The sequence below is a fragment of the Brevibacillus sp. AG162 genome (assembly GCF_006715575.1).
In the GTDB taxonomy this organism is placed as follows: domain Bacteria; phylum Bacillota; class Bacilli; order Brevibacillales; family Brevibacillaceae; genus Brevibacillus; species Brevibacillus brevis.
On record NZ_VFNO01000001.1, the window covers coordinates 218,537 to 238,832 of the forward strand.

General features: G+C 47.8%; 21 protein-coding genes, 5 tRNA genes and 1 riboswitch. Of the genes, 17 read left to right on the forward strand and 9 right to left on the reverse strand.

The annotated features are described in order from the left end of the window. The first annotated feature begins 81 nt into the window (after positions 1 to 81). Positions 82 to 840, forward strand: coding sequence for a MerR family transcriptional regulator (locus tag FB479_RS00910; RefSeq protein WP_142061621.1), 759 nt, complete (start codon positions 82 to 84; stop codon positions 838 to 840). Positions 841 to 892: 52 nt separating this feature from the next. On the opposite strand, the gene FB479_RS00915 is transcribed toward FB479_RS00910, so the two are convergent. Beyond that, the gene (locus FB479_RS00915) at positions 893 to 1,471 is read right to left on the reverse strand and encodes a pyridoxamine 5'-phosphate oxidase family protein (RefSeq protein ID WP_142061624.1); all 579 of its coding nucleotides are present in this window, start codon (positions 1,469 to 1,471) and stop codon (positions 893 to 895) included. A gap of 156 nt (positions 1,472 to 1,627) precedes the next feature. Between FB479_RS00915 and FB479_RS00920 the strand changes: the two genes are divergently transcribed. From FB479_RS00920 to FB479_RS00950, 7 genes are all read left to right on the forward strand, one after another. Next, positions 1,628 to 2,575, forward strand: coding sequence for an MBL fold metallo-hydrolase (locus FB479_RS00920; protein WP_142061627.1), 948 nt, complete (start codon positions 1,628 to 1,630; stop codon positions 2,573 to 2,575). A 148-nt stretch (positions 2,576 to 2,723) separates the two neighbouring features. Next, positions 2,724 to 2,873: riboswitch (cobalamin riboswitch) on the forward strand. Between the two features lie 156 nt (positions 2,874 to 3,029). Then, positions 3,030 to 4,025 carry an ABC transporter substrate-binding protein gene (locus tag FB479_RS00925; RefSeq protein ID WP_142061630.1) on the forward strand — a complete coding sequence of 332 codons (996 nt, stop codon included), beginning with the start codon at positions 3,030 to 3,032 and terminating at the stop codon, positions 4,023 to 4,025. Between the two features lies 1 nt (position 4,026). Beyond that, positions 4,027 to 5,064 carry a FecCD family ABC transporter permease gene (locus tag FB479_RS00930; RefSeq protein ID WP_142061633.1) on the forward strand — a complete coding sequence of 346 codons (1,038 nt, stop codon included), beginning with the start codon at positions 4,027 to 4,029 and terminating at the stop codon, positions 5,062 to 5,064. Positions 5,065 to 5,073: 9 nt separating this feature from the next. After that, positions 5,074 to 5,850, forward strand: a complete 777-nt coding sequence (locus FB479_RS00935; RefSeq protein WP_142061636.1) for an ABC transporter ATP-binding protein — start codon at positions 5,074 to 5,076, stop codon at positions 5,848 to 5,850. Between the two features lie 24 nt (positions 5,851 to 5,874). Continuing rightward, complete coding sequence (gene cobU, locus FB479_RS00940; RefSeq protein ID WP_142061639.1) at positions 5,875 to 6,441, forward strand: bifunctional adenosylcobinamide kinase/adenosylcobinamide-phosphate guanylyltransferase; 567 nt, start codon at positions 5,875 to 5,877, stop codon at positions 6,439 to 6,441. A gap of 278 nt (positions 6,442 to 6,719) precedes the next feature. Beyond that, positions 6,720 to 7,376: a YitT family protein gene (locus FB479_RS00945; RefSeq protein ID WP_106653640.1), complete on the forward strand. Its 657-nt coding sequence runs from the start codon at positions 6,720 to 6,722 to the stop codon at positions 7,374 to 7,376. Between the two features lie 170 nt (positions 7,377 to 7,546). Beyond that, the gene (locus FB479_RS00950) at positions 7,547 to 8,023 is read left to right on the forward strand and encodes a hypothetical protein (protein WP_106653639.1); all 477 of its coding nucleotides are present in this window, start codon (positions 7,547 to 7,549) and stop codon (positions 8,021 to 8,023) included. Here the strand turns inward: FB479_RS00950 and FB479_RS00955 are convergent. The 3 genes from FB479_RS00955 to FB479_RS00965 all read right to left on the reverse strand — a co-directional run bounded on the left by FB479_RS00955 (position 8,008) and on the right by FB479_RS00965 (position 11,308). Beyond that, a complete protein-coding gene (locus tag FB479_RS00955) occupies positions 8,008 to 9,114 on the reverse strand; it encodes an N-acetylmuramoyl-L-alanine amidase family protein (protein WP_142062891.1) in 1,107 nt (368 codons plus the stop codon). The two genes, FB479_RS00950 and FB479_RS00955, sit on opposite strands and share 16 nt — an antisense overlap. A gap of 102 nt (positions 9,115 to 9,216) precedes the next feature. Continuing rightward, the gene (locus tag FB479_RS00960; protein ID WP_142061642.1) at positions 9,217 to 10,026 is read right to left on the reverse strand and encodes a WYL domain-containing protein; all 810 of its coding nucleotides are present in this window, start codon (positions 10,024 to 10,026) and stop codon (positions 9,217 to 9,219) included. Then, positions 10,013 to 11,308 carry a helix-turn-helix transcriptional regulator gene (locus FB479_RS00965; RefSeq protein ID WP_185746311.1) on the reverse strand — a complete coding sequence of 432 codons (1,296 nt, stop codon included), beginning with the start codon at positions 11,306 to 11,308 and terminating at the stop codon, positions 10,013 to 10,015. Before FB479_RS00965 ends, FB479_RS00960 begins: the two co-directional genes overlap by 14 nt. A 183-nt stretch (positions 11,309 to 11,491) precedes the next feature. On the opposite strand from FB479_RS00965, the gene FB479_RS00970 reads away from it, so the two are divergent. From FB479_RS00970 to FB479_RS01015, 8 genes are all read left to right on the forward strand, one after another. After that, positions 11,492 to 12,928, forward strand: coding sequence for an RtcB family protein (locus FB479_RS00970; RefSeq protein ID WP_142062894.1), 1,437 nt, complete (start codon positions 11,492 to 11,494; stop codon positions 12,926 to 12,928). 281 nt (positions 12,929 to 13,209) lie between these two features. Then, positions 13,210 to 13,752: a hypothetical protein gene (locus FB479_RS00975; RefSeq protein WP_255438239.1), complete on the forward strand. Its 543-nt coding sequence runs from the start codon at positions 13,210 to 13,212 to the stop codon at positions 13,750 to 13,752. After that, on the forward strand, positions 13,718 to 14,527 hold the full coding sequence (thiM, locus tag FB479_RS00980; protein ID WP_142061652.1) for a hydroxyethylthiazole kinase: 810 nt from the start codon (positions 13,718 to 13,720) through the stop codon (positions 14,525 to 14,527). Before FB479_RS00975 ends, thiM begins: the two co-directional genes overlap by 35 nt. Before the next feature lie 849 nt (positions 14,528 to 15,376). Then, positions 15,377 to 15,469, forward strand: a tRNA-Ser gene (locus FB479_RS00995). Positions 15,470 to 15,477: 8 nt separating this feature from the next. Next, positions 15,478 to 15,551, forward strand: a tRNA-Glu gene (locus FB479_RS01000). Between the two features lie 61 nt (positions 15,552 to 15,612). Then, positions 15,613 to 15,688: transfer RNA gene (locus FB479_RS01005), tRNA-Val, on the forward strand. 9 nt (positions 15,689 to 15,697) lie between these two features. Beyond that, a tRNA-Leu gene (locus FB479_RS01010) sits at positions 15,698 to 15,784 on the forward strand. Between the two features lie 17 nt (positions 15,785 to 15,801). Then, a tRNA-His gene (locus tag FB479_RS01015) sits at positions 15,802 to 15,877 on the forward strand. An 80-nt stretch (positions 15,878 to 15,957) separates the two neighbouring features. Here the strand turns inward: FB479_RS01015 and FB479_RS01020 are convergent. The 3 genes from FB479_RS01020 to FB479_RS01030 form a co-directional block, all read right to left on the reverse strand. Then, positions 15,958 to 16,326 carry a glyoxalase superfamily protein gene (locus tag FB479_RS01020; RefSeq protein ID WP_142061659.1) on the reverse strand — a complete coding sequence of 123 codons (369 nt, stop codon included), beginning with the start codon at positions 16,324 to 16,326 and terminating at the stop codon, positions 15,958 to 15,960. After that, entirely contained in the window at positions 16,323 to 16,787 is a 465-nt protein-coding gene (locus tag FB479_RS01025; protein ID WP_142061662.1) for a DinB family protein, read from the reverse strand. The genes FB479_RS01020 and FB479_RS01025 overlap by 4 nt, the downstream gene beginning before the upstream one ends. 148 nt (positions 16,788 to 16,935) lie before the next feature. Next, positions 16,936 to 17,844: an EamA family transporter gene (locus tag FB479_RS01030; RefSeq protein WP_106653164.1), complete on the reverse strand. Its 909-nt coding sequence runs from the start codon at positions 17,842 to 17,844 to the stop codon at positions 16,936 to 16,938. 288 nt (positions 17,845 to 18,132) lie between these two features. On the opposite strand from FB479_RS01030, the gene rarD reads away from it, so the two are divergent. After that, positions 18,133 to 19,041: an EamA family transporter RarD gene (gene rarD, locus FB479_RS01035; protein WP_106653165.1), complete on the forward strand. Its 909-nt coding sequence runs from the start codon at positions 18,133 to 18,135 to the stop codon at positions 19,039 to 19,041. Positions 19,042 to 19,112: 71 nt separating this feature from the next. On the opposite strand, the gene pdxK is transcribed toward rarD, so the two are convergent. Together pdxK and FB479_RS30280 are read right to left on the reverse strand one after the other, a co-directional pair. Further along, complete coding sequence (gene pdxK / locus FB479_RS01040; protein ID WP_142061665.1) at positions 19,113 to 19,940, reverse strand: pyridoxine/pyridoxal/pyridoxamine kinase; 828 nt, start codon at positions 19,938 to 19,940, stop codon at positions 19,113 to 19,115. Between the two features lie 170 nt (positions 19,941 to 20,110). Further along, complete coding sequence (locus FB479_RS30280; RefSeq protein ID WP_007723176.1) at positions 20,111 to 20,284, reverse strand: hypothetical protein; 174 nt, start codon at positions 20,282 to 20,284, stop codon at positions 20,111 to 20,113. Positions 20,285 to 20,296 lie beyond the last annotated feature (12 nt).

The following is a 20,296-nucleotide window of genomic DNA, read 5'->3' on the forward strand; positions in this document are numbered from 1 at the left end:
TAACGCCAATTTTTTTATGAATTTGTGTTTGACATTGACGGTCCGTAAATGTGTACGATCAATTTGTCAGGAGGAATGAACATGGAATATACGGTGCAAAAGCTAGGACTCCTGGCGGGTGTCAGCACCCGGACGCTCCGATACTACGATGAAATTGACCTTCTCAAGCCGGCGAGAATCAATTCGTCAGGGTATCGCATTTACGGACAGCAAGAGGTTGATCGATTGCAGCAAATCCTTTTTTACCGCGAGCTGGGTGTGAGCTTGGAGGAAATCAAGGAGATCCTGGATTCACCAACCTTTGATGCTGACCGGGCACTGCGGGAGCACCGCGAGAAGCTCCTGGAAAGGCGAGCGCAGTTGGATGCGTTAATCGCCAATGTCGATTTGACATTAGCACAAAGAGAGGGGACCAAAACGATGAGTGACAAACAAAAATTCGAAGGCTTCAAGCAAAAGTTGATTGACGACAACGAGGCACAATACGGAGATGAAATTCGCGCAAAATATGGCAGTGACCAGGTTGACAAATCCAATCAGAAAATCAAAGGAATGACCGAGCAGGAGTACGCTGCACTTGAGCAGTTGAATGAAGAACTGCATGAAACGTTGGCACAGGCTTTTGCGACGGGAGATCCTGCTCATGAGCTTGCGCAAAAAGCAGCGGATATTCACCGTCAATGGCTGAGCTTTTATTGGGACAGCTACAGCAAAGAAGCTCACGCAGGTGTTGCCCAGATGTACGTCGATGACCCGCGCTTTACCGCATACTATGACAAGGAGCAGCCTGGTGTTGCCGAGTTTCTCCGAGATGTAGTGGTCATTTATACGAGCAAGTAAAGAGGGTTTAAAAAAGAAGCTGCGAGCAAGGCAGCTTCTTTGCGTTTTACGCTTAGTTATCCCCACCTACTGCGGGAAAAAGCTTTTGTCCCAATGGTGTTGGCAATCCATCCATGCTGACTACGTTGTTTTCCTTTTGATAAGCAAGCAGTTCCTGCTCGTCTTTTGCCAGGGTCCATTTCTGAAGGGTGTCGCGTTCTTTTGAAAAGGAATAGAAGGGGATAGCCCAGCCGCAAGAAGTCTTTACTTCCTGTATGTTTACGGTAATGATTTGACGAGCACCGGGCAGAAGCGGGAAGTCTTTTACGAGCTCATCCCACCGAGGCGTATCTGGGAGAATAACCGTTCCTTTGCCGAATAGGCGCATGATGAGAGGGGGGCCTTCAAATGCACAGAACATGATCGTAATCCTGCCATTTTCCTGCAGATGAGCGCTGGTTTCGTTTCCACTTCCAGTCAGGTCCAAATAGGCGACCTCATTAGGCGATAATATGCGAAAAGAATCGTACCCTTTTGGTGAAAGATTCACGTGACCATCTGTGTCCATAGGAGCAGAGGCAACAAAGAACATCTGTTGCTTCTTGATAAACGCCTCATGCTCAGGTCGTAATTCAGAAAAAAGCTTACCCATTTTTACACCCCTCCAGGTAATGGAATTGTTTTTGCTACCCTCATACTACGATAAAAATATGAAGATTTTGTGTGTTTATCCTCAATGCGTCCAGAATAGATGGTAAAGTGTAAATATTCGGTCAATGCATTACTTTTGAAAAGGAGGAGTATTTACATGCAATCAACACAGCCAATCGACTTAGGGGAACGCATCCATTTAATAGACGGTTTCGATATGGGCTGGGCAGAACGTACGGGGACATATGTGATCGCAGAAGAGGAGCTCACATTGGTAGAAACAGGTCCAAGCCCCTCCGTCCCGTATATCAAGGCCGGTCTCGCCAAGCTCGGTTATACGGTGGAACAAGTAAAATACATCATCGTCACGCACATTCACTTGGATCATGCAGGAGGGGCCGGACTGTTTCTGAAGGATTGTCCAAACGCAAAGATCGTCGTCCATCCGAAAGGTGCACGCCATCTCGTAGATCCGAGCCGACTGATCACAGGCGCGAGAGCGGTTTATCATGATGATTTTGATCGATTGTTTGATCCGATTGAGGCTGTTCCTGAGGAGCGGATTTTGATTCGTGGGGACGGGGATACACTAAAGATCGGAGAGAATTGCGTGTTGGAGTTTCTGGATTCGCCAGGGCATGCCAATCATCACTTCAGCATCTACGATCCCGTAAGCCGCGGCATGTTCACAGGTGATACGGCAGGTGTGCTCTATCCACAGCTTAAAAAGGATGGTGTACACCTCGTGCTGCCATCTACTTCGCCGAATCAGTTTGACCCGGATGCCATGTTAGCGTCTGTAAGCCGCTTTGAAGCACGCAAGCTAAGTCGCATTTACTTTGGTCATTTTGGGATGTCAGAGCAGGTAGACGACGTGTACCGCCAATTACGTGAGTGGCTCCCTGTGTTTCTAGTAGAAGGAGAATTAAGCCTTGCAGCTGGACAAACATATGACGAGCTGTCTCGCAAGTTATTGGAACGAGTCTCGGATCATCTACAGTCACAAGGCATCAGTGGTGACCACGAAGTTTTCGAAGTACTCAAGCTCGATTTACAGGTATGCTCCATGGGCATTCTGGATTATTTGTACAAACGAGGGAAATAGCCTGCCAAAAGCTTTACATTTGCCTGAACCTTTTGTTCAGGCGTTTTTCATTTTTAGGAGGCAAGAGTGTATTGGCTTAGGTGTTTGTCATTCTTTTTTCATCCAAGGAATGCTATGATGTAGGATGAGTCATGGACTGTGACAAATTCAATCGTAACAGCAAATAGGTGCCTCGTCTTTTTAGCAAAAAGATCGGGTGAAAAGGGAAGTCGGTGAAAATCCGACGCGGTCCCGCCACTGTAAATCGGCTTGTTTCTCAGCCGTAAGCCAGGAGACCTGCCTATTTGTTTTCGTGCCTGTTGCCTTCGCGGAAAGGATCGGCCTATTTCAGGGAGCAGACCATCCTGGCAGTTTGCCCTGAGGTACCGACCTATTGTTTTCCGAATGGAAGCAAGGGTCGCTTTTTTTATTGGAAGGAACAGTCAATCAGACATGAAGAAAGGAAGTTCTACATATGAAACGTTCATTGCGATTTATGATCCCACTACTAGTTGCGGCTAGCCTCGCAGGTTGTGCGGGTAACGATAACAGCCAGCCAGCACCTGGTGGACAAACAAGCACACCGCAGACAGCACCGCAAGAGAACACGGCCGAGCAGCCTGCAAAACAAACAACGTATCCATTGACAGTCACGGATGCGACAGGAAAAGAAGTAACCTTTGCAAAAGCCCCTGAGCGAATCGTCTCGACATCCCCTGCCGAGACGGAGATTTTGTTCGCATTAGGCTTGGAAAATCGGATCGTAGCTGTTTCAGACTATGACGATTATCCGGAAGCGGCGAAGGCAAAACCGAAAATTGGCGGAGTCGTCAAACCGAATGAAGAAGCCATTCTCGCTCAAACGCCGGATATGGTCATCGGTGGGATTTCGATGGAAAAGCCAGTGGCTGACAAGCTCAAATCTCTCGGAATGCCGGTCTATATTACCCATCCAACAAAGATGGACGACATCCTAAACAACATCTTGACGATGGGAGTTATCACCAACACACAGGACCAAGCTGAAAAAGTCGTCGCGCAAATGAAGAAGGACATCGCGTACGTTCAAGAAGCAGTGAAAAATGTAAAACCGGAAGAGAAGAAAAAGGTATATTTGGAATTTTCCCCAGGCTGGACAGTCGGAAAAGGCGAATTCATGGACGAACTCATCACGCTGGCTGGGGCGACAAATATTGCCTCCGACACTGAAGGATGGAATCCGATCAGTGAGGAAAAGATTTTGCAAAACGACCCGGACGTTATTTTGTACGCGAGCGGAATTACCGATGAAAAGACTGGCGTCAAGCTGGAGGATATGATCGCGAATCGCAATGGCTGGGATAAAATGAAGGCGATTCGTGAAAAACAAATTTTTGGCATGGACCAAAATATTTTGTCCCGTCCCGGTCCACGTATTACACAAGGCTTAATCGAGGTAGCCAAGGCAATTTACCCTGACTTGGTGAAATAAAATGAAGAAGCGACTTTTCATATGGGGAGGGGTCAGCTGTCTCGTCCTGCTGGCATCGATAGTCATCAGTATCTCGATGGGGGCGGCCCACCTCCCCATTTCACAAGTGTGGCTCATCCTGCTTCATCAAATCCCGGGCTTGTCTGAGTGGATCACCGTAACGTGGCCCGAGTCTTCTGAGCAAATTGTCATGAAGGTTCGTTTTCCACGGGTTGTATTGGCTGTCTTGATAGGCGCCTGCTTGTCACTTGCGGGGGCGGGCTTTCAGGGAGTTTTGCGCAATCCGCTCGCAGATCCGTTTACGATGGGCGTGGCATCGGGTTCTGCTGTCGGAGCAGCCTTCTTGATCCTTTTTGGCTTGCAAATCAGTTTTCTGGGTGCATGGAGCACACCTGTTGTCGCCTTTCTTACAGGATTGCTCAGTTTATGGATCGTACTCGGACTCGCAAACACGCAAGGAAAGCTGCAGACGGAGACCCTGATTTTGTCTGGTGTCGTGGTGCAGGCTTTTCTCGGCTCTCTCGTTTCCTTTATGGTATCGCTATCCGATCAGACGGTGAATGAGATTGTGTTCTGGCTGATGGGCAGCCTGTCATTTCGCGGCTGGGCCTTTACGTACGTCTTGATTCCGTACTTGGTCATAGGTGGAATGGTGCTGGTGAGTTATGCGCGCTCCTTGAACCTATTTGCATTGGGAGAGCGGCAGGCTGCGCATCTCGGCGTCCATGTGGATCGAACGAAGCTCGTGGTTCTGGTCGTCTCGACTCTCCTGACTGCAGCGGCAGTTTCTATCGCGGGTATTATCGGGTTCGTTGGCTTGGTGGTACCGCATCTCGTCCGATTGCTGGTTGGTCCTGACCATCGTATTTTACTGCCAATGGCTGCGATCTGCGGTGGTATTTATGTGCTGTGGGCCGATACTCTAGCCAGAATGCTGCTGAGTCCAACGGAAATCCCGCTCGGTGTCGTGACAGCATTTCTGGGAGCACCATTTTTCGCTTATTTATTGAAGCAAAATAAACGCTTTAGGAAGAGGTAACGTAAGCTTATGATCAATGTGCGCAGCTTGCAAAAATCGTATCAGGATACGCCTGTTTTGCACGGAATCGATTTTTGCGTGGACAAGGGAGAATTTTTTGGCATCATCGGGCCCAATGGCAGCGGTAAATCTACCTTGTTGAAAATGATTTCAGGTGTCATCAAGGCAGATGCCGGTGCCATTTTGCTTCAAGAGAAAAAGCTTCATTCATATCCACGTAAAGAGCTTGCCAAAATACTGGCTGTTTTGGAGCAGGAAGGTCTGCCGCCAGTCGGCTTTCGTGTCCGAGAGGTGCTGGAGATGGGGCGCTTTCCTTACCAAAATTGGCTGGGGGAAGAGAAGCAGGATGTCGCATCGCTCATTGATGAAATCGTACAGATGCTCGGTCTTGAACATTTGGAAGAGCGCACACTGGATCAGTTGAGTGGTGGGGAAAAGCAGCGCGTAGCTTTGGGGAAGGCATTGATTCAAAGACCTCAGGTGCTGTTGCTCGATGAACCCACGACTTACCTCGATATCGGGTACCAGATTCAACTCATGGACATCGTGCGAAAATGGCAAAAGACGACGCAGGTGACAGTCATTGCTGTGCTGCACGATTTGAATCTGGCCTCTATATATTGCGATCGTATTTTGATGCTGCATAAAGGAAAGCAGATAAGCGTCGGCGCACCAAAAGACATCTTGCAAAGTGACAGAATAGAGGCTGTATACGGAACCAAACCGATTGTGATGGAGCATCCTGTCCATCATTTGCCGCAAATTATTTTGCAATCGCAAGTATAAGTGGTTGTTTAAGGAGAAAGAGGCATGATCGTACTCATTACAGGCGGAGCACGCAGCGGAAAAAGCACGTTTGCCGAAAAATACGCGGCTCATTTGGGCTCCCAGGGTGTTTACATCGCGACCGCACAAATCACTGATGAGGAAATGGAAGAGCGGATCTTGCACCATCGAGACCGCCGCTTGCAGTCTGGCTTCCCTTGGCAAACGATCGAGGAGCCGTACGCATTGACAGAGTGGCTCGCGAAGCTCGGAGCACAAAAGGACATACAAGAACAGCAGACAGTGATTTTGGTTGATTGCTTGATCCTTTGGCTGTCAAATTGGCTGTTACATGATGGAGAGGAGCAGCAGTTTGAGCAAGTGCTCCAGCAGGTGGATATGCTGGTAAACAAGCTAAAAGACCACCCAGGGACCGTTTTACTGGTGACAAACGAAGTAGGCGACGGACTCGTCCCACAAAACCCGTTGGGCCGTATGTTCCGTGACTTGGCGGGCTTGATGAATCAACGCGTGGCAGCCGTTGCCGATCAAGTTTTTCTTGTCACAGCAGGGATTCCGGTGGAGCTAAAAGGACAAGCATTCCGATTTTAACTCGGTGAAAAGACGGATTCGAGTCGTCTTTTCACCTTTTTTGTGATATAATACAAGAAAAGCCATGGAAGGGATCAGGATACCATGCGTCCCCATAGGACGATCTGGAAACGTTTTGACCTCTCCTACATCTAGCTTCGTAGTAGTCGATCGTCACTGAAGACGACTAACCTACTACGAAAGCGAGGCCCTTTGTATGAGTAGCGACTTATGCTTGCGATGTTCCTCGGTAGTCGGTTGGTCGTCTGTGCCTAAACCGACAAAAATGCGAGGAAACCATGATGAGGAGAGCGCTGCAGTTATCTAAGCGTTACAGTATGATTTTGTTTGGAGCTTGTTTACTTGCTTTTGCGTATTATCACATTAACTTTCAGAACCATTTGTCTGAAGGTGGGTTTGTTGGCTTGGGGTTATTGGCGAAATACGCCTTTGACTTGTCGCCAGCGATGGTGATGCTTTTGCTGGATATTCCACTGTTTTTGGTTGCCTGGTTAGTAAGAGGCCGCCAATTCATTTGGGACACGATCTTTGCATCACTTGCTTTTACCGTATTTTACGATTTGTTTGAGCGATTTTCACCGATTGTCATGGATATGAGCAGAATGATGCCGCTGGCGTCTGTCTTGGCCGGTGTATTGACCGGGCTGGGTACCGGATTGGTTCTGCGCTATGGAGCTGCGACAGGTGGAGACGATATTTTCTCCCTGTTGATCAGTAAGTACACGGGATTGTCCATTGGTACGGTCTTTCTTTTACTGGACGTCATTGTGCTTTGCATGTCGTTCTGGTTCGTACCGATGAAAGAGATGATGTATACCATTTTGGCCGTTGTCATTTCCAGCCAAGTCATCACCTGGACCGTCAATCATGGTGCAGGAATGGAGGTCATGGAAGAGGAGCACGGGCATGGAAACGTCTCGATGACCCACCGGTAATGAGTAGATATTCAGTTGAAAAACATGCCTATACAAAAGCAAGCAAAAGGCCAAGTCGGTTTTCATGTCGACTTGGCCTTTTGAACGTTTATAACCGTTTTTGTACATAATATCCTGCTTTCCTAGTGGATACTAACCAACACAGAAACTATCGAAGGAAAGGACCTGCCATGAGCGATCCGTTTTTTAGCAACTACAAAGCATTCGTCGTCATACCAGCGGATGAGAAGCAAATGGGACCGGAGCCTTTTGACCCGAAGGATTACGCCAGCCATTTCATCCTGACGTTTTCGTTGTACGATGCGGTTATTTCCTCTTGGAGGGAAGCGACAAAGTATAAAGTGCAGGCAAAAAAAGGTCTCACGAATGTGATTGATGGCTTCAACGCCAAACGCCGTGGCACAGCCCGTCTGCATTTGTTGGAAATGGAAGAAGACCAGGCGTATTTTGTCCTGGCCTTGTCGTTGAAAATCCAAAAAGACAATGAGAAAGCGGTCATGGAGGCGATCACCAATTTGCTGGAGAAAGACTTCGCAACCGACTTGTTGATCGGAGAGACCTGGTATCAGATCATTGGTGCCAAAGGAAAATTCGAGCGGAAGCTGTTCTCCTACAGTGTCCAGCCGTACGATTATCGACCGAAGTAATCCGCTAGAGCTTCTGTAATCGCCTGCGCAGCTTTGTCCTGATAGGACGATGTACGGACGATGCCTTCATCCTTTGGATTCGATAGGAAGCCAAGCTCAATTAAGACGGACGGATCATTGTTTTCGCGCAGGACGTGATAATTGCCGAATGAAATGCCGTTGCTTCTTAAACCGATGCCACCTGCCAAGCGAGACTCAATCGCGCGAGCTAACGGCTCATCTTTGTCTTGCGAATAATAAAACGTAAGTGTCCCGCTATTTGGTTTCGGAGAAGAATTGTAATGAATGCTGATGAAGGCATCTGCCGCCTTGGATTCGCTAAAAGCCACACGCTGCGATAGCGAAGGCTTTTGTGTGTCACTTGTCCTCGTCATGAAGACTTGCGCACCGCGTTGTCGCAGTTTGCTGGCGAGCAGCATGGACGTTTTGTAATTCAACGTTTTTTCCATACTATTCCACTTGGTTCCCTGTGTCCCGACATCTGAACCACCATGTCCTGGGTCGATCACGATGACTTTTCCTTTTAAGCCTGGCTTTTTACCGCTTTTGGACACCGAAGCGCTGGCCTTGGCATCGCCAATATACGTCGCAGACACCCAGCCTGATTGTCCATCGGAAGCTCTCGCTTGGATCCAGTCTCCTTGCTTTTTCAAAATGTCTACACGGGTTCCTTTGGGCAGCGAAAGGATAATCTCATGGCTCGTGCTTGGCCCTTTCCGCATTCGAAGCGAATCGGCCAAAACCGTGCCTTGCTTGCTTTTGCCAGTGGCTGTTGTGGCTGAGGAAGAACCTGAACCCGCACTCGTTACCGCGCCTTTTTGCAAGTAATACCCCGCGACCCAGCCTACCTTTTGATTGTATCTAATTTTTGCCCACCCGTATGCTTCATCCGTAATCGTCACGACGGCTCCATACGGCACGTTTGCAACAACAGAAGCATGAAGGGCTGGCTCACTGCGTACGTTCAGAGAGGTTGCGACCACCTTTGCCTGGATGACACTTGCTGCTTGCGCCGGCTCCGTAATAAACGGCCATGACAGACTAAGCCACAACCCACATATGAGAGACGCTTTTTTACATGTTGTTTTCATCATTTCTACCTCTGACTTGGATTAGCTACTATCTCACCTGAACTATGATAAGGGAAATGCAGGAAATCGAATAGGGTATGATTTCCTGATTTTTTGGGACAATCAAAGTGGAGTTTCGGTATATCTTGCCAAGGCGTTCGTTGCCGACTCTGCCATTCGCTGTTTGAGTTGATCGTTTTCTACTACTTTTACCCGCAGGCCGAGAAAGCGAATGCGCGATAAAATAAACTCCTGCTCGTCGGATAGGAAGTGCAGGGTGATCGTATACACCTGCGATTCTGGGTCAAAAGAGACCTCTTTGTCAAAGCAGGAAAAGGCGTACAATATGCGCTGGAGCTCAGCGTTGTAACGGCGGATGATCACAATTTTTGCCACCTGCTTGCGCTGTTGGATCTGTTCCGAAATGGTCGGTAAAAAACTGTCATACCATACATCTTCAATGTAAAGCTCTTCGACAGTGCGAATGAGATGCAGCGGAGTCGTGATCAGGCGATTGGAAGACATGTTCAGCCAGATCAGGTACCAGGCCTTCTTCGCAAGTGAATATTCCAGCTTGTAGGGAACCCCTCGTTGATTGCGAAAAACCGGGCCTTTGTTCGTGGCTGCGGTTATTTTTATGTGATTCTTGCCGAGAATGATTCGCCGCAGGGTACGCACGAGTGGGCTCCAGAGCTGTTTAACCTGTGTTTGCGCTTTTTCCACGAATCGTTCCTGTTCGCTCGATTCACTTTCTGGCAGGTGTGTCAAACGGCGAAGCTTGTCGAGTGTAGCGGGCTCGAAAATTTCTCCCGCAGACGGATTCGCCAGCATCAAGGCGAGCCACGCTTTTTCATGCGATGTAACCGGATAAACACCCGCTTCATCCAGTCGTGTCAATAGCTGGTAATTATGTATCTTGTCAAACAGATTCATAGTAGGCGAGCAGCTCCTCCCATTCTTTTTGGAATTGCTTGCGAAGAAACAGCGGTTCAAGAACTTCGACGCTTGAACCGAAGCTGCGAATCCACGGTGTAATTTCCATCGTACTGTTCACTTTTATCTCGTACACAAAGCTCTCCCGTGATTCTTCTGTCACAATCCCCCATTGCCCTTGTGCCTCCACTCTCTCTTGGATAAAGGAATGAGGCGTGTCGCGAGGCTGAAAAAAGCGAAGGCGTACGGTTACGAGTTTTCCGGTATCAATCAGCCAACTATGGGCAATACGCTCATCCGCGCTTGCTTGCAAGGAAGAGAAGATTTCCGGCGTAACGGATTTGCCTGTTACGAGCTTGGTCATACCCTCCACGCGGTATTTTCGCAGCGGACCATTGCCGCATCCTTGTGCCAGCAAGTACCATCTGCCGTATTGATGATCAAAAATAACCCGGAGTGGAATCACTTTTTCATGTCTGCCCGAAGTATCCCGTTGGAATGCCGGATTCGTGTTTTGGGAATCGTAAAACTTTCGGCGTTTGGGCGTGTAGTAGTGAAATTCAACGATTTTTCGCTGACGAATGGCTTCGGTGAGAAGCAAAGCTTGATATTCATCAAGAATACGTGAGACGAAATGGTATTTGTATAAAAACGCAGATGCATCGGTTAGCTTCAAGCGATATTTGAGATAGCGCTTCACTTTTTCTTGCAGAAGATATCCAGGGACAGCCGGCAGCTGTGTATTGGCCATGAAGTCGATGAAATCATACAGATCCAATAGCTCGTCGTCCGTCAGCGAGTCCAGCAGCTCACTGTCGAATTGATAGACGTATGGTCTGACCTCACTAACATTTTTTATCACGCCAATTTCTTCGAGGTATTTCATGTCCTGGCGAATCGTTTTTTCATCGGGCTCTGTATCCACAAACGTATCCAGCAAGTCTTTAATGGAGAGAGGCTGTTGTCTGAGCTTTTCCAAAATGTGCGACAGCCGCTCTACTTCCGAATCCTTCAATGATTTTGCATGGTACAAAAACATCAGGAAATTGTCCGTCACCTCAAAATAGTTGTAACGAAGCTGCGCGTAATACTCTTTTTTCTCCTCATCGCCGACATGCTGATAAAAGGTCGATTGAATGTCCTTCAGCTTTTTTATCGTTTTATCTAGCGTATGAACGGAGATCCCGAGCCGCTCGGCCAACTGCTGCCGATTGTAGGCACCAGCGGTCAAAAACAGGAGACGGAGCAATTGCAGCTCTTTGTCAAAGCTTTCGCGTGCCATTACACTCATCCTTATTCATTCGTCATTTATTTCCAAATTAGTCCTCATATTACGAAGAGGCTGAAGAGAAGTCAATGATAAAAAGAGGTTCGTAATACTTTTACCATGTTCAAACCACATGCGCCGATGGAAAATAAGGGTATGAAAAACAGCACAGGCTGTGAGAGACAGGAGAAATGAATGATGAAAACAATTTTGCATGGAAACAACCATCGTGAAGTGAAGCTGGAGCATGGAGATGTGCACGTTTTTGCGAATGACGAAGTCTTTGCGAGCTTCGGTGAACGCGTATATCAAATGGCAGACAATAATTTGCGTATTCCGCGAAATGTTTATTTTTCGTATACCCCCGATGCTCATGTAGGCGTTGGGACCTGCATTGGGACGACAGCGGTTTGGAATCTTGCCGATGGATTTGTCTCGCCTTCCATCGTCGGATCAGACATTGGATGTGGAATGCGTGTGCATCTGACTCCGTTGCATCGAGACGACCTCAAAGACAAGAGCCTAAAACGTGCACTGATCGAAGCGATCGAAGCGTACGTCCCGACAAACGAACGGGGAAATACGCATTTTACAGATATTCGCTTGGAGGAAGTGGTGAAGCATGGCTTAAAGGGGTTGCCTGGCAACTACATTCCGGACACAGAAGTAGAGCCTGACACCTTACCTCGTTCTTTCTCGCATGTGGAAAAGTACACATTTGAATTCGACCATTCCTTCCTGGAGCAAATACCGCAAAAATCATGGAGTCGCGCGTGGGGCCAGTTGGGAACATTGGGGGGCGGTAACCACTTTATTGAAATCCAGTATATCGAGATCGCGGAGGAGAACAGGGAGATTGCGAAAGCGTGGGGACTGTTCGACGGCCAGGTCGTCATCATGATTCATTCCGGTTCGCGGGCGTGGGGAGCTATGCTAGGGCGGGATTATACCAAAAGCTTCAAGGAAGCTATGTACAAATGGGGGATTCATAATCCTGAGCCGAGCCTGGTATATGCTCCGATCCAAAGCGAGGAAGGGCAACAGTATTTGAATTTGATGTACTCCGCGCTGAACTTTGCGGTAACGAATCGGCATATGATCGGATTTTCAGTAGAGCAGGCGTTTCGGGATATTTTCGGTAGCGAGATGCGTACACCAGTCTTATATGATCTGATGCATAATTACGCCTTGAAAGAATTCCACCGCAACACACCGATGCTCGTCCACCGCAAAGGAGCGACGAAGGCGTTGCCAGCAGGCCATTTCCAAAATCCGAAGGCTTACCGTGAAACAGGACATCCAGCTTTGATCCCAGGTTCTATGGGAACATCGTCCTATATCATGGTCGGATCGGAGGCCGGAGCCAAAAACTTTTATTCGATCTGTCATGGTGCAGGGCGTATTCGTTCCCGCAAAGCAACCAAGGAGCTTGTGACCATCGATCAATTCGAGCAGGCAATGCGCGTGGGACAGGAAGATGAGATCATGGTGAATCACCGTTCACTCGCTTCCATTCTTGATGAATGCCCGCAAGCCTATAAAGATGTAGATCAAATCATCGATTCGGTTGTAGGAGCAAATCTTGCATCTGTCGTAGCAAAATGTAACCCTCTTATTGCCATAAAAGGAGTATAATGAAGAGTGGCTTCCTGAAAAATTTTGGGGGAGCCACCTTTTGCGATTTAACTTAGACTAAATAATAGAAGTTAAATTGTGAACAAATTGCGTGAGAAGTTTAAAAAATAGGTTCGAATGTAACATAAATTGCTTCGCTTCCTCAACCGATACCAAAAGAGAGACAAAATAGGGGAGATAGGGGAACAGATATGCCTACATACTATTACTTCACCTGCCTAAAATGCCGAACCCGGGGGGGAGTTTTCGGCGAACAGGCCTGGGGCTGGGGGAACTTTGACATGATCGAGTCATTCAAATACCTGGCTCACCACATCCGTACATGCGGAGAAGATTCGATTCGCGTGATTTCTGAGGATGTAGATGATTATGTAGATCAGCTGCACGGAGAGTACAACACCTTCCTTGAGCAAACGAAGCATATATTTCCGCATTCCAAGGATTGGGAGTTCCTTGATCGTTGGAAAACATTAAAAGTAGAAGAAATGAAGCTAAAATGGGTCGAGGAAAACCGGATCATGCATCCAGATGATCGGATAAAAATAATCGGAGTCCTTGATGCCGTGGACATCTTGAAAGAAGGGGCGGGAAGAGTCTCCTTCAGTGCTAGCGTGACGGATGATGATGGAAAGGTATGGAAAATTGTAGCTGACATGCACGAATTACCCATCTTAAAACACTCGTATATCATCATTGGCGTCATGCAAGAGCATTCTATATTAGGGGAAGTCATCGAAGTGTACAAGATGATTCCACGAGTCGCCGCTCAAGAGGAAAGGGGTAACGATCATGATTCTGGAGACAATCGGACAATTACTAATTAAAGTGCGTGAGGAGAATCCACTTGTCCATAACATGACGAACGTTGTTGTCACGAACTTTACAGCGAACGGCTTGTTAGCTCTTGGTGCATCACCTGTCATGGCGTATGCCAAACAGGAGGTGGCAGACATGGCAAAGATCGCCGGGTCTCTTGTATTGAATATAGGGACATTGAATGAGCATGAGATCGAAGCGATGCTGATCGCAGGAAAATCGGCGAATCAGCATGGCGTGCCTGTTTTGTTTGATCCAGTGGGAGCGGGAGCAACATCGTACCGAACCGAGACAAGTCAACATCTTGCGCAGGAACTGGACCTTACCCTCATTAGAGGAAATGCTGCCGAGATTGCCAATGTCATCGGGGAGCGCTGGGAGATTAAAGGTGTAGATGCGAAGGAAGCGGGCGGAGATGTCCAGGACCTAGCGAGAGCAGCAGCGAAAAAGCTGAGGACAATCGTTGCGATTACCGGGAAGGTCGATGTGATTTCGGATGGAGAAACAACTTACTCGATCCATAATGGTCATCCAATCTTAACGAAGGTAACCGGAACAGGCTGTTTGTTAACGTCTGTTATGGGAGCGTTTGCAGCCATTTCAAATGACAAGCTGATCGCAGGAGCTGCGGCATTGGTATGCTACGGTGTTGCTGCTCAACTGGCAGCAGAGAAAGCAGCAGAAGTAGGTCCAGGCAGTTTCCAAATCGAATTTTTGAATGCTTTGCATAACTTGACCGCAGACGATGTTCGCCGTTTTGGGTATATCGAAAAAAAAGAATAAAAATTCCCCTTTAAAAAAGGGGAGAAAAATGGCCGTAGAACGATTAGGCTAGATATGTTAGACAGTAGCTGTAATTTCGTAGTGAATAAGACAGTAGCTTCTTCTGGTGCTCTGAAAGTGCTAGGAATATAAATTCTACTTGATCATCATCGTATGGACGGACATAAAAACGGGAAATACCATGACAAATAATTTCTCTCTTTAACGGCAGCGCCACACTGGCGTCTGTTCGTATGTGCAATTCCACGCTGCGTACCCTCCTTGGACATTCAATAGAGTACCAAAAAAATACAAGGAAAAACAAGGGAATTATGTCTGATTCATGTCCAAGTTGTTACCGTTTTTTGGATGAAAACTGACAAGGAGAACGATTCAGAAAGTACTAGTGGGGATTGTTGGGGAAGCACCCTGTTCGAGAGAAAAAATTCGAAATGAGTCCGGCCATTCTCCCTTTTTCCGTTGAGTTGTTTACTTTATTTCGAAGGCAGCGTACGAGCTCCTGATCGCAGTGACAAGAAAAATAGCCGTGCTTTCGATAGCAATTATCATGCCTCTTGCAGCATCTGTCGACGTCATCAATCGGCGCCCCCGGTCCGGAGCATCCAGGCCCACACCAGTTTCCGTACAAACAGGGGAAGCCTCCTGAACGGCGCTTTCTTTTTGACAACTGACATCACTCCGTCTTGTAAAGGCATACTACTTGTATCATATTGAACAGAAAGTGAAGTTGCTTTAGGCAATCTCCCTTTTTTTGGCCGAACAAGGGGAAAACTTTCAAAATATCACTTGAAATCACGTTGTGAATATGATAGATTAATTCTTGCCGAAGCGAACGCTTGCAGGCTCAATGGATGGATGTCCGAGCGGCCGAAGGAGCACGATTGGAAATCGTGTAGGCGGTGTCGAACCGTCTCGTGGGTTCAAATCCCACTCCATCCGCCATCTTACTTGGCCCGTTGGTGAAGCGGTTTAACACAGCAGCCTTTCACGCTGTCATACAGGGGTTCGAATCCCCTACGGGTCACTTATACCCCACAAAGTGATGTGAATGCTTTGCAGGGGCCCCAACAACTGGTTTGGGGTAGGGAGGCTTAGCTCAGCTGGGAGAGCATCTGCCTTACAAGCAGAGGGTCGGCGGTTCGATCCCGTCAGCCTCCACCATTTTTATATGCGGTCGTGGCGGAATTGGCAGACGCGCTAGATTCAGGTTCTAGTGGTGGCAACACCGTGGAGGTTCAAGTCCTCTCGACCGCACCAAGCAAACCCTATACATGGCGGTCGTGGCGAAGGGGTTAACGCACCGGATTGTGGCTCCGGCACTCGTGGGTTCAAGTCCCATCGATCGCCCCATCTATGTTAACATTGTAAAATGATATAGCCCAGCGGTGGCTCCTGTAAAGGAACTCCGGCTGGGCTTTCTTTGTATTTGCTTACGAATGATCGACAGGCTCATAAAAGTGAAGGCGATTGCCAAAAGGATCGGTCACGCTCACTTCATGTGTTCCCCACGGCGTCTCCTCTAGACCGGGACAAGCGTACTTGTATCCTTGACGCAACAGTGACTGATGAAAAAGCTCAATGTTCTCTACCTGTACGCGAATCGCTGAGCCAGGACAAGCATCCCCGTGATGCTCGGACAGATGAAGCGTGCATGAGGGAGAGGAAATTTGCATGTACAAAGGAAAATGATCCTCGTAACGATGCTCCCAATCAATCTGAAAACCTAGAAACTCCACATAAAACTCTCTTGCCTTCTCAACGTCAAACATACGAAAAATCGGTGTTATGATCTGATTCATTTGCCCAGAAACCTCCTGATCGTATTGAGGGAGGCGAGGTGCACTCCTTCGTGAAAAATCGTTCGGACAAGCACCTGTGCTATTGTATGCATGCCGGATTCAGTTGCGGGAAACTCTTCTTCTAATCGATCCTTGTAAGCAGCTTGTATCTTCTTGGGTTGTTCTTGTAACAAGGAGACGAGCACGGCGAGTTTCGGGGGCGGTGTATCCCAGTCAGCAGGTTTTGTCCCGAAGTTAAACCATTCGTTAAAGCCAGGGGGGAGTGGGATCGTTTCTTTTGTAAGGTGAGAAATCCATAAATACTGATCGAGATAGATGTGCCCTAGATTCCACAAGATATTGTTGGAGAAACCATCGGGTATGTGGTTTACATCTTCATCCGTCAAACCATCAATTGCTTTTAACGTCTCCTGTCGATAATCCTCTAGCTGCTGGAATAGCACCCTATGCCGTGTTTCCATACTTTTTCCCCCTTGAGTGGCAGTCTTCGCAAATAAATTCGAGTCAGATAATCTACCTTCCTTCTATAAGAAGGGGATCTACCAACAAAAAAACGTGCAGAACCAGCTCGTCTGCACGCGATTTGTATACTTTGTATAGGAAACGGGGCTACATTCTTTCCTGCTCGAGTGCGTGAGAAGGGGAGAATAGTTTCCGCCATTTTACTTGCGGTACGCAAATGGCAGCGAGAATCATGAATACGCCACCCCATTGTGGGAGAGAGACAGTCTCTTGAAGCACGAAGCTCGACAAGAGCACGACTGTTGGCAGCTCCACTGCACTTAAAATAGTAGCCAGTCCATTGCCGATCCGAGGCACACCGACAGCCAAACAGAAGATCGGGATGACCGAACCGAAGATCGCAACCAAAAGACCGAGCGGCAGCAAACCTTGCAGAAGCTGACCATTTACCAGGAAAGTGGGTGGATAAACAATCGAGAGCATCAGAGCTGCCATAGTTATCGAAATCGCGCTTCGCAAGTATGGGTCCATTCCAGGTAGAATTCGCCCACTGAAGAAAATAACCAGGGCAAAGGTCGCGCCAGACATCAGACCGAAGATCAATCCGACTATGTCTACGCTCTGAATGCCGCTTTCCCCAAGTCCGCTTGCAAGAACCGTCCCTGCTCCAAGCATAACCAGAGACACCCATTTTTCAGCGGTTGGCCATTTGCGATCCACAATCGCCTCCAGCAAGACGCCGATCCAGGTAAACTGAAAGAGGAGAACGATTGCGAGCGAAGCAGAGACCCGGCTAACAGCCTGATGGTAAAAAAGACTGGTTGAGGCCATCATGAGGCTGGCTGGTGCCAAAAGCAACAAATACTTGAACGAAAACCGTTGCTTGGAGAAAAAGATGGCCATGACTGTCATGATCAAGCCGCCAAAAATCAATTGGCTCCCGCTCATTTCGAATGGTGTAAAGCCGAGTTGAAAAGCATGCTTCATGAAGATTGAGAGGACACCGTAGCTGCACGCACCGAGTAAAACTAAAAAGATAGATCGCCAGTATGTCATAAGTAAAAGTTCCTTTCGTATGACTAAACTCGGAAGAATAATGACTATTGTACTACAGGTATAAAAGTGGTACAATAAAATTTTTGTCCATACTTTACTATGCTACTAAGGTAATTAGCTAGCTGCATGCATTGGTAATATGGTAACGGATGAAAGTGTAGGGGACTCCTTATTCTTCGTGAGAATACATAGCTGTTTTTTCGTATTTCCTTTACACTACTCCATAGAGAAGAAGTTCAAAAAGTCGTCAATAGAGAAAGAGAAGGCGAAACACATGGAGGAGCATGGATGAGACAGGGAATTATTTACGCAATTGTGGCGTATTTGGCTTGGGGGTTACTCCCGCTCTATTGGAAGCTGTTTCAGGCGATGGGGGCATGGGAGATACTCGCTCATCGAATCGTCTGGTCGATTATTTTTGTCGCAATCATTATTCAGGTAACGAAACGCTGGCGCAGTATGTGGGGAGCGGTCACTGGTTTTAAAATGTTCGGAGCATTAGCGATTTGTTCACTGCTAATCAGCGCAAACTGGCTCATTTTTATCTGGGCCGTGAATAACGATCAAGTCATGCAAACGAGTCTTGGCTACTACATGAATCCTCTCATCACCGTACTGCTCGGAGTTATTTTCTTAAAAGAAAAAATGCATGCTGGGCAATGGCTCGCGCTTGTACTCGCGGCTTTCGGAGTCATGTTCATCACCTTCCAGTACGGTGAGATTCCATGGGTCTCTCTATCACTTGCCCTGACCTTTGCTTTTTACAGCTTGGCGAAAAAGGTCGTCCGAATGGAGGCGATGATTGGACTGGCGTGGGAAACGCTGTTTGTGGCCCCTATTGCTTTCGGTTATCTGCTGATGCTGCAGGTCAATGGGACGGAGACGATGACATCCTTAGCATGGTGGCAACTTTTGTTGCTGACGCTGGCGGGGGTAGCTACTGCCATGCCGCTCTACTGGTTCGCCCTAGCAACGACTAGACTCCCACTTTCCGTTGTAGGCTTCATTCAATACTTGGCGCCTACGATATCGCTCCTATCAGCTGTTTTCTTGTTTGGAGAGCCTTTCACCCAAACACATCTCATCAGCTTTGGATTCATCTGGTCTGCGCTCATCGTATTTACGGTGTCTTCCGTGCGAATAAAACGAAAAGCGACCCCAATCAATGCCGAGGTCGCCATCAAAAAACAAGCGTAAACATAAGAAAACTCCTGACCCGCCGAGAAAGCCTCGGATATGGTCAGGAGTTTTTGCTTACCAGGACGTGATTAGCAAATTGCTTCGCCGTGTTTTTTCATGCGGTACGCACCGTGATTAGTAGGTCCCACATATTTATTGAGCGCAAACGAGTGGCGAATAGCTTCAGTAATAAACTCTTTGGCAACAGCTACTGCGTTGTGTACAGAGCTTCCTTTTGCCAATTCAGCACAGATTGCAGCTGAGAACGTGCAGCCGGCACCATGAGTAAAGCTCGTTTCAAAGCGCTCGGATTCCAATACCTCGAGCGTTTTCCCGTCATAGAAAACATCTACAGCATTGCCGCTTTGGAGCTTGCTGCCGCCTTTTACAACGACATAAGAGGTACCGAAGTCGTGGATGCGCTTCGCCGCTTCCTTCATGTCCTCGACACTTTTCAGTGCGCCCATTTGGCTGAGAATACCAGCTTCGAACAGGTTAGGAGTCGCAACTGTCGCGTTCGGGAGCAAGACTTCACGCAGGCTGACAGCAATTTCTGGATGGAGTGCTTCATCTGCACCCTTACAGATCATCACAGGGTCAACGACAACATTTTTCAAATCATATTCTTTTATTTTACGGGTAGCGAGGTCAACCAGTTCAGTGGTTCCGAGCATCCCTGTTTTTACAGCATCTACGCCAATTCCTGCGAGGACGGTTTCGATTTGTTTTTCCAAGATCGCGACATCGATCGGAAACACTTCGTGAAACCATTCGTTATGTGGATCTTGGGCTACGATAACGGTGAGGGCGGTCATCCCGAAAACACCAAGCTCCTGAAACGTTTTGAGGTCTGCTTGCTGACCAGCTCCGCCGCTGGTGTCGGAACCTGCAATGGTGAGTGCTTTCTTCATGGTCATTGTGATTATCTCCCTTTGTATACCGCTGCACAATCGAAGCGGATCTATACTGTCATGCACTGTAATGGCTCTCTCTATATTAAAGAGGAAGAAATCGGTGCTGTCAATAATATCCCCAAAATATAAAAACCGCCTCCCATAGCGGGCAAGCGGTTTATGTATGTGTGCATTTATGCTTGAGAAGCAGCGTGGTGAAAAGAGAAGCTGATGGTGGTGGACATGGACTTGGAACGCTTGGTTGCAAGCTGTTTGGCTTGCTTTGCTGCCTCAAACATACTGGGTGCCTTGATGATTTCAACCCATCTGCGTGTTGCTGTTTCAAATAAAAAGCGATAGATAGTCATCTTCTTCGACCC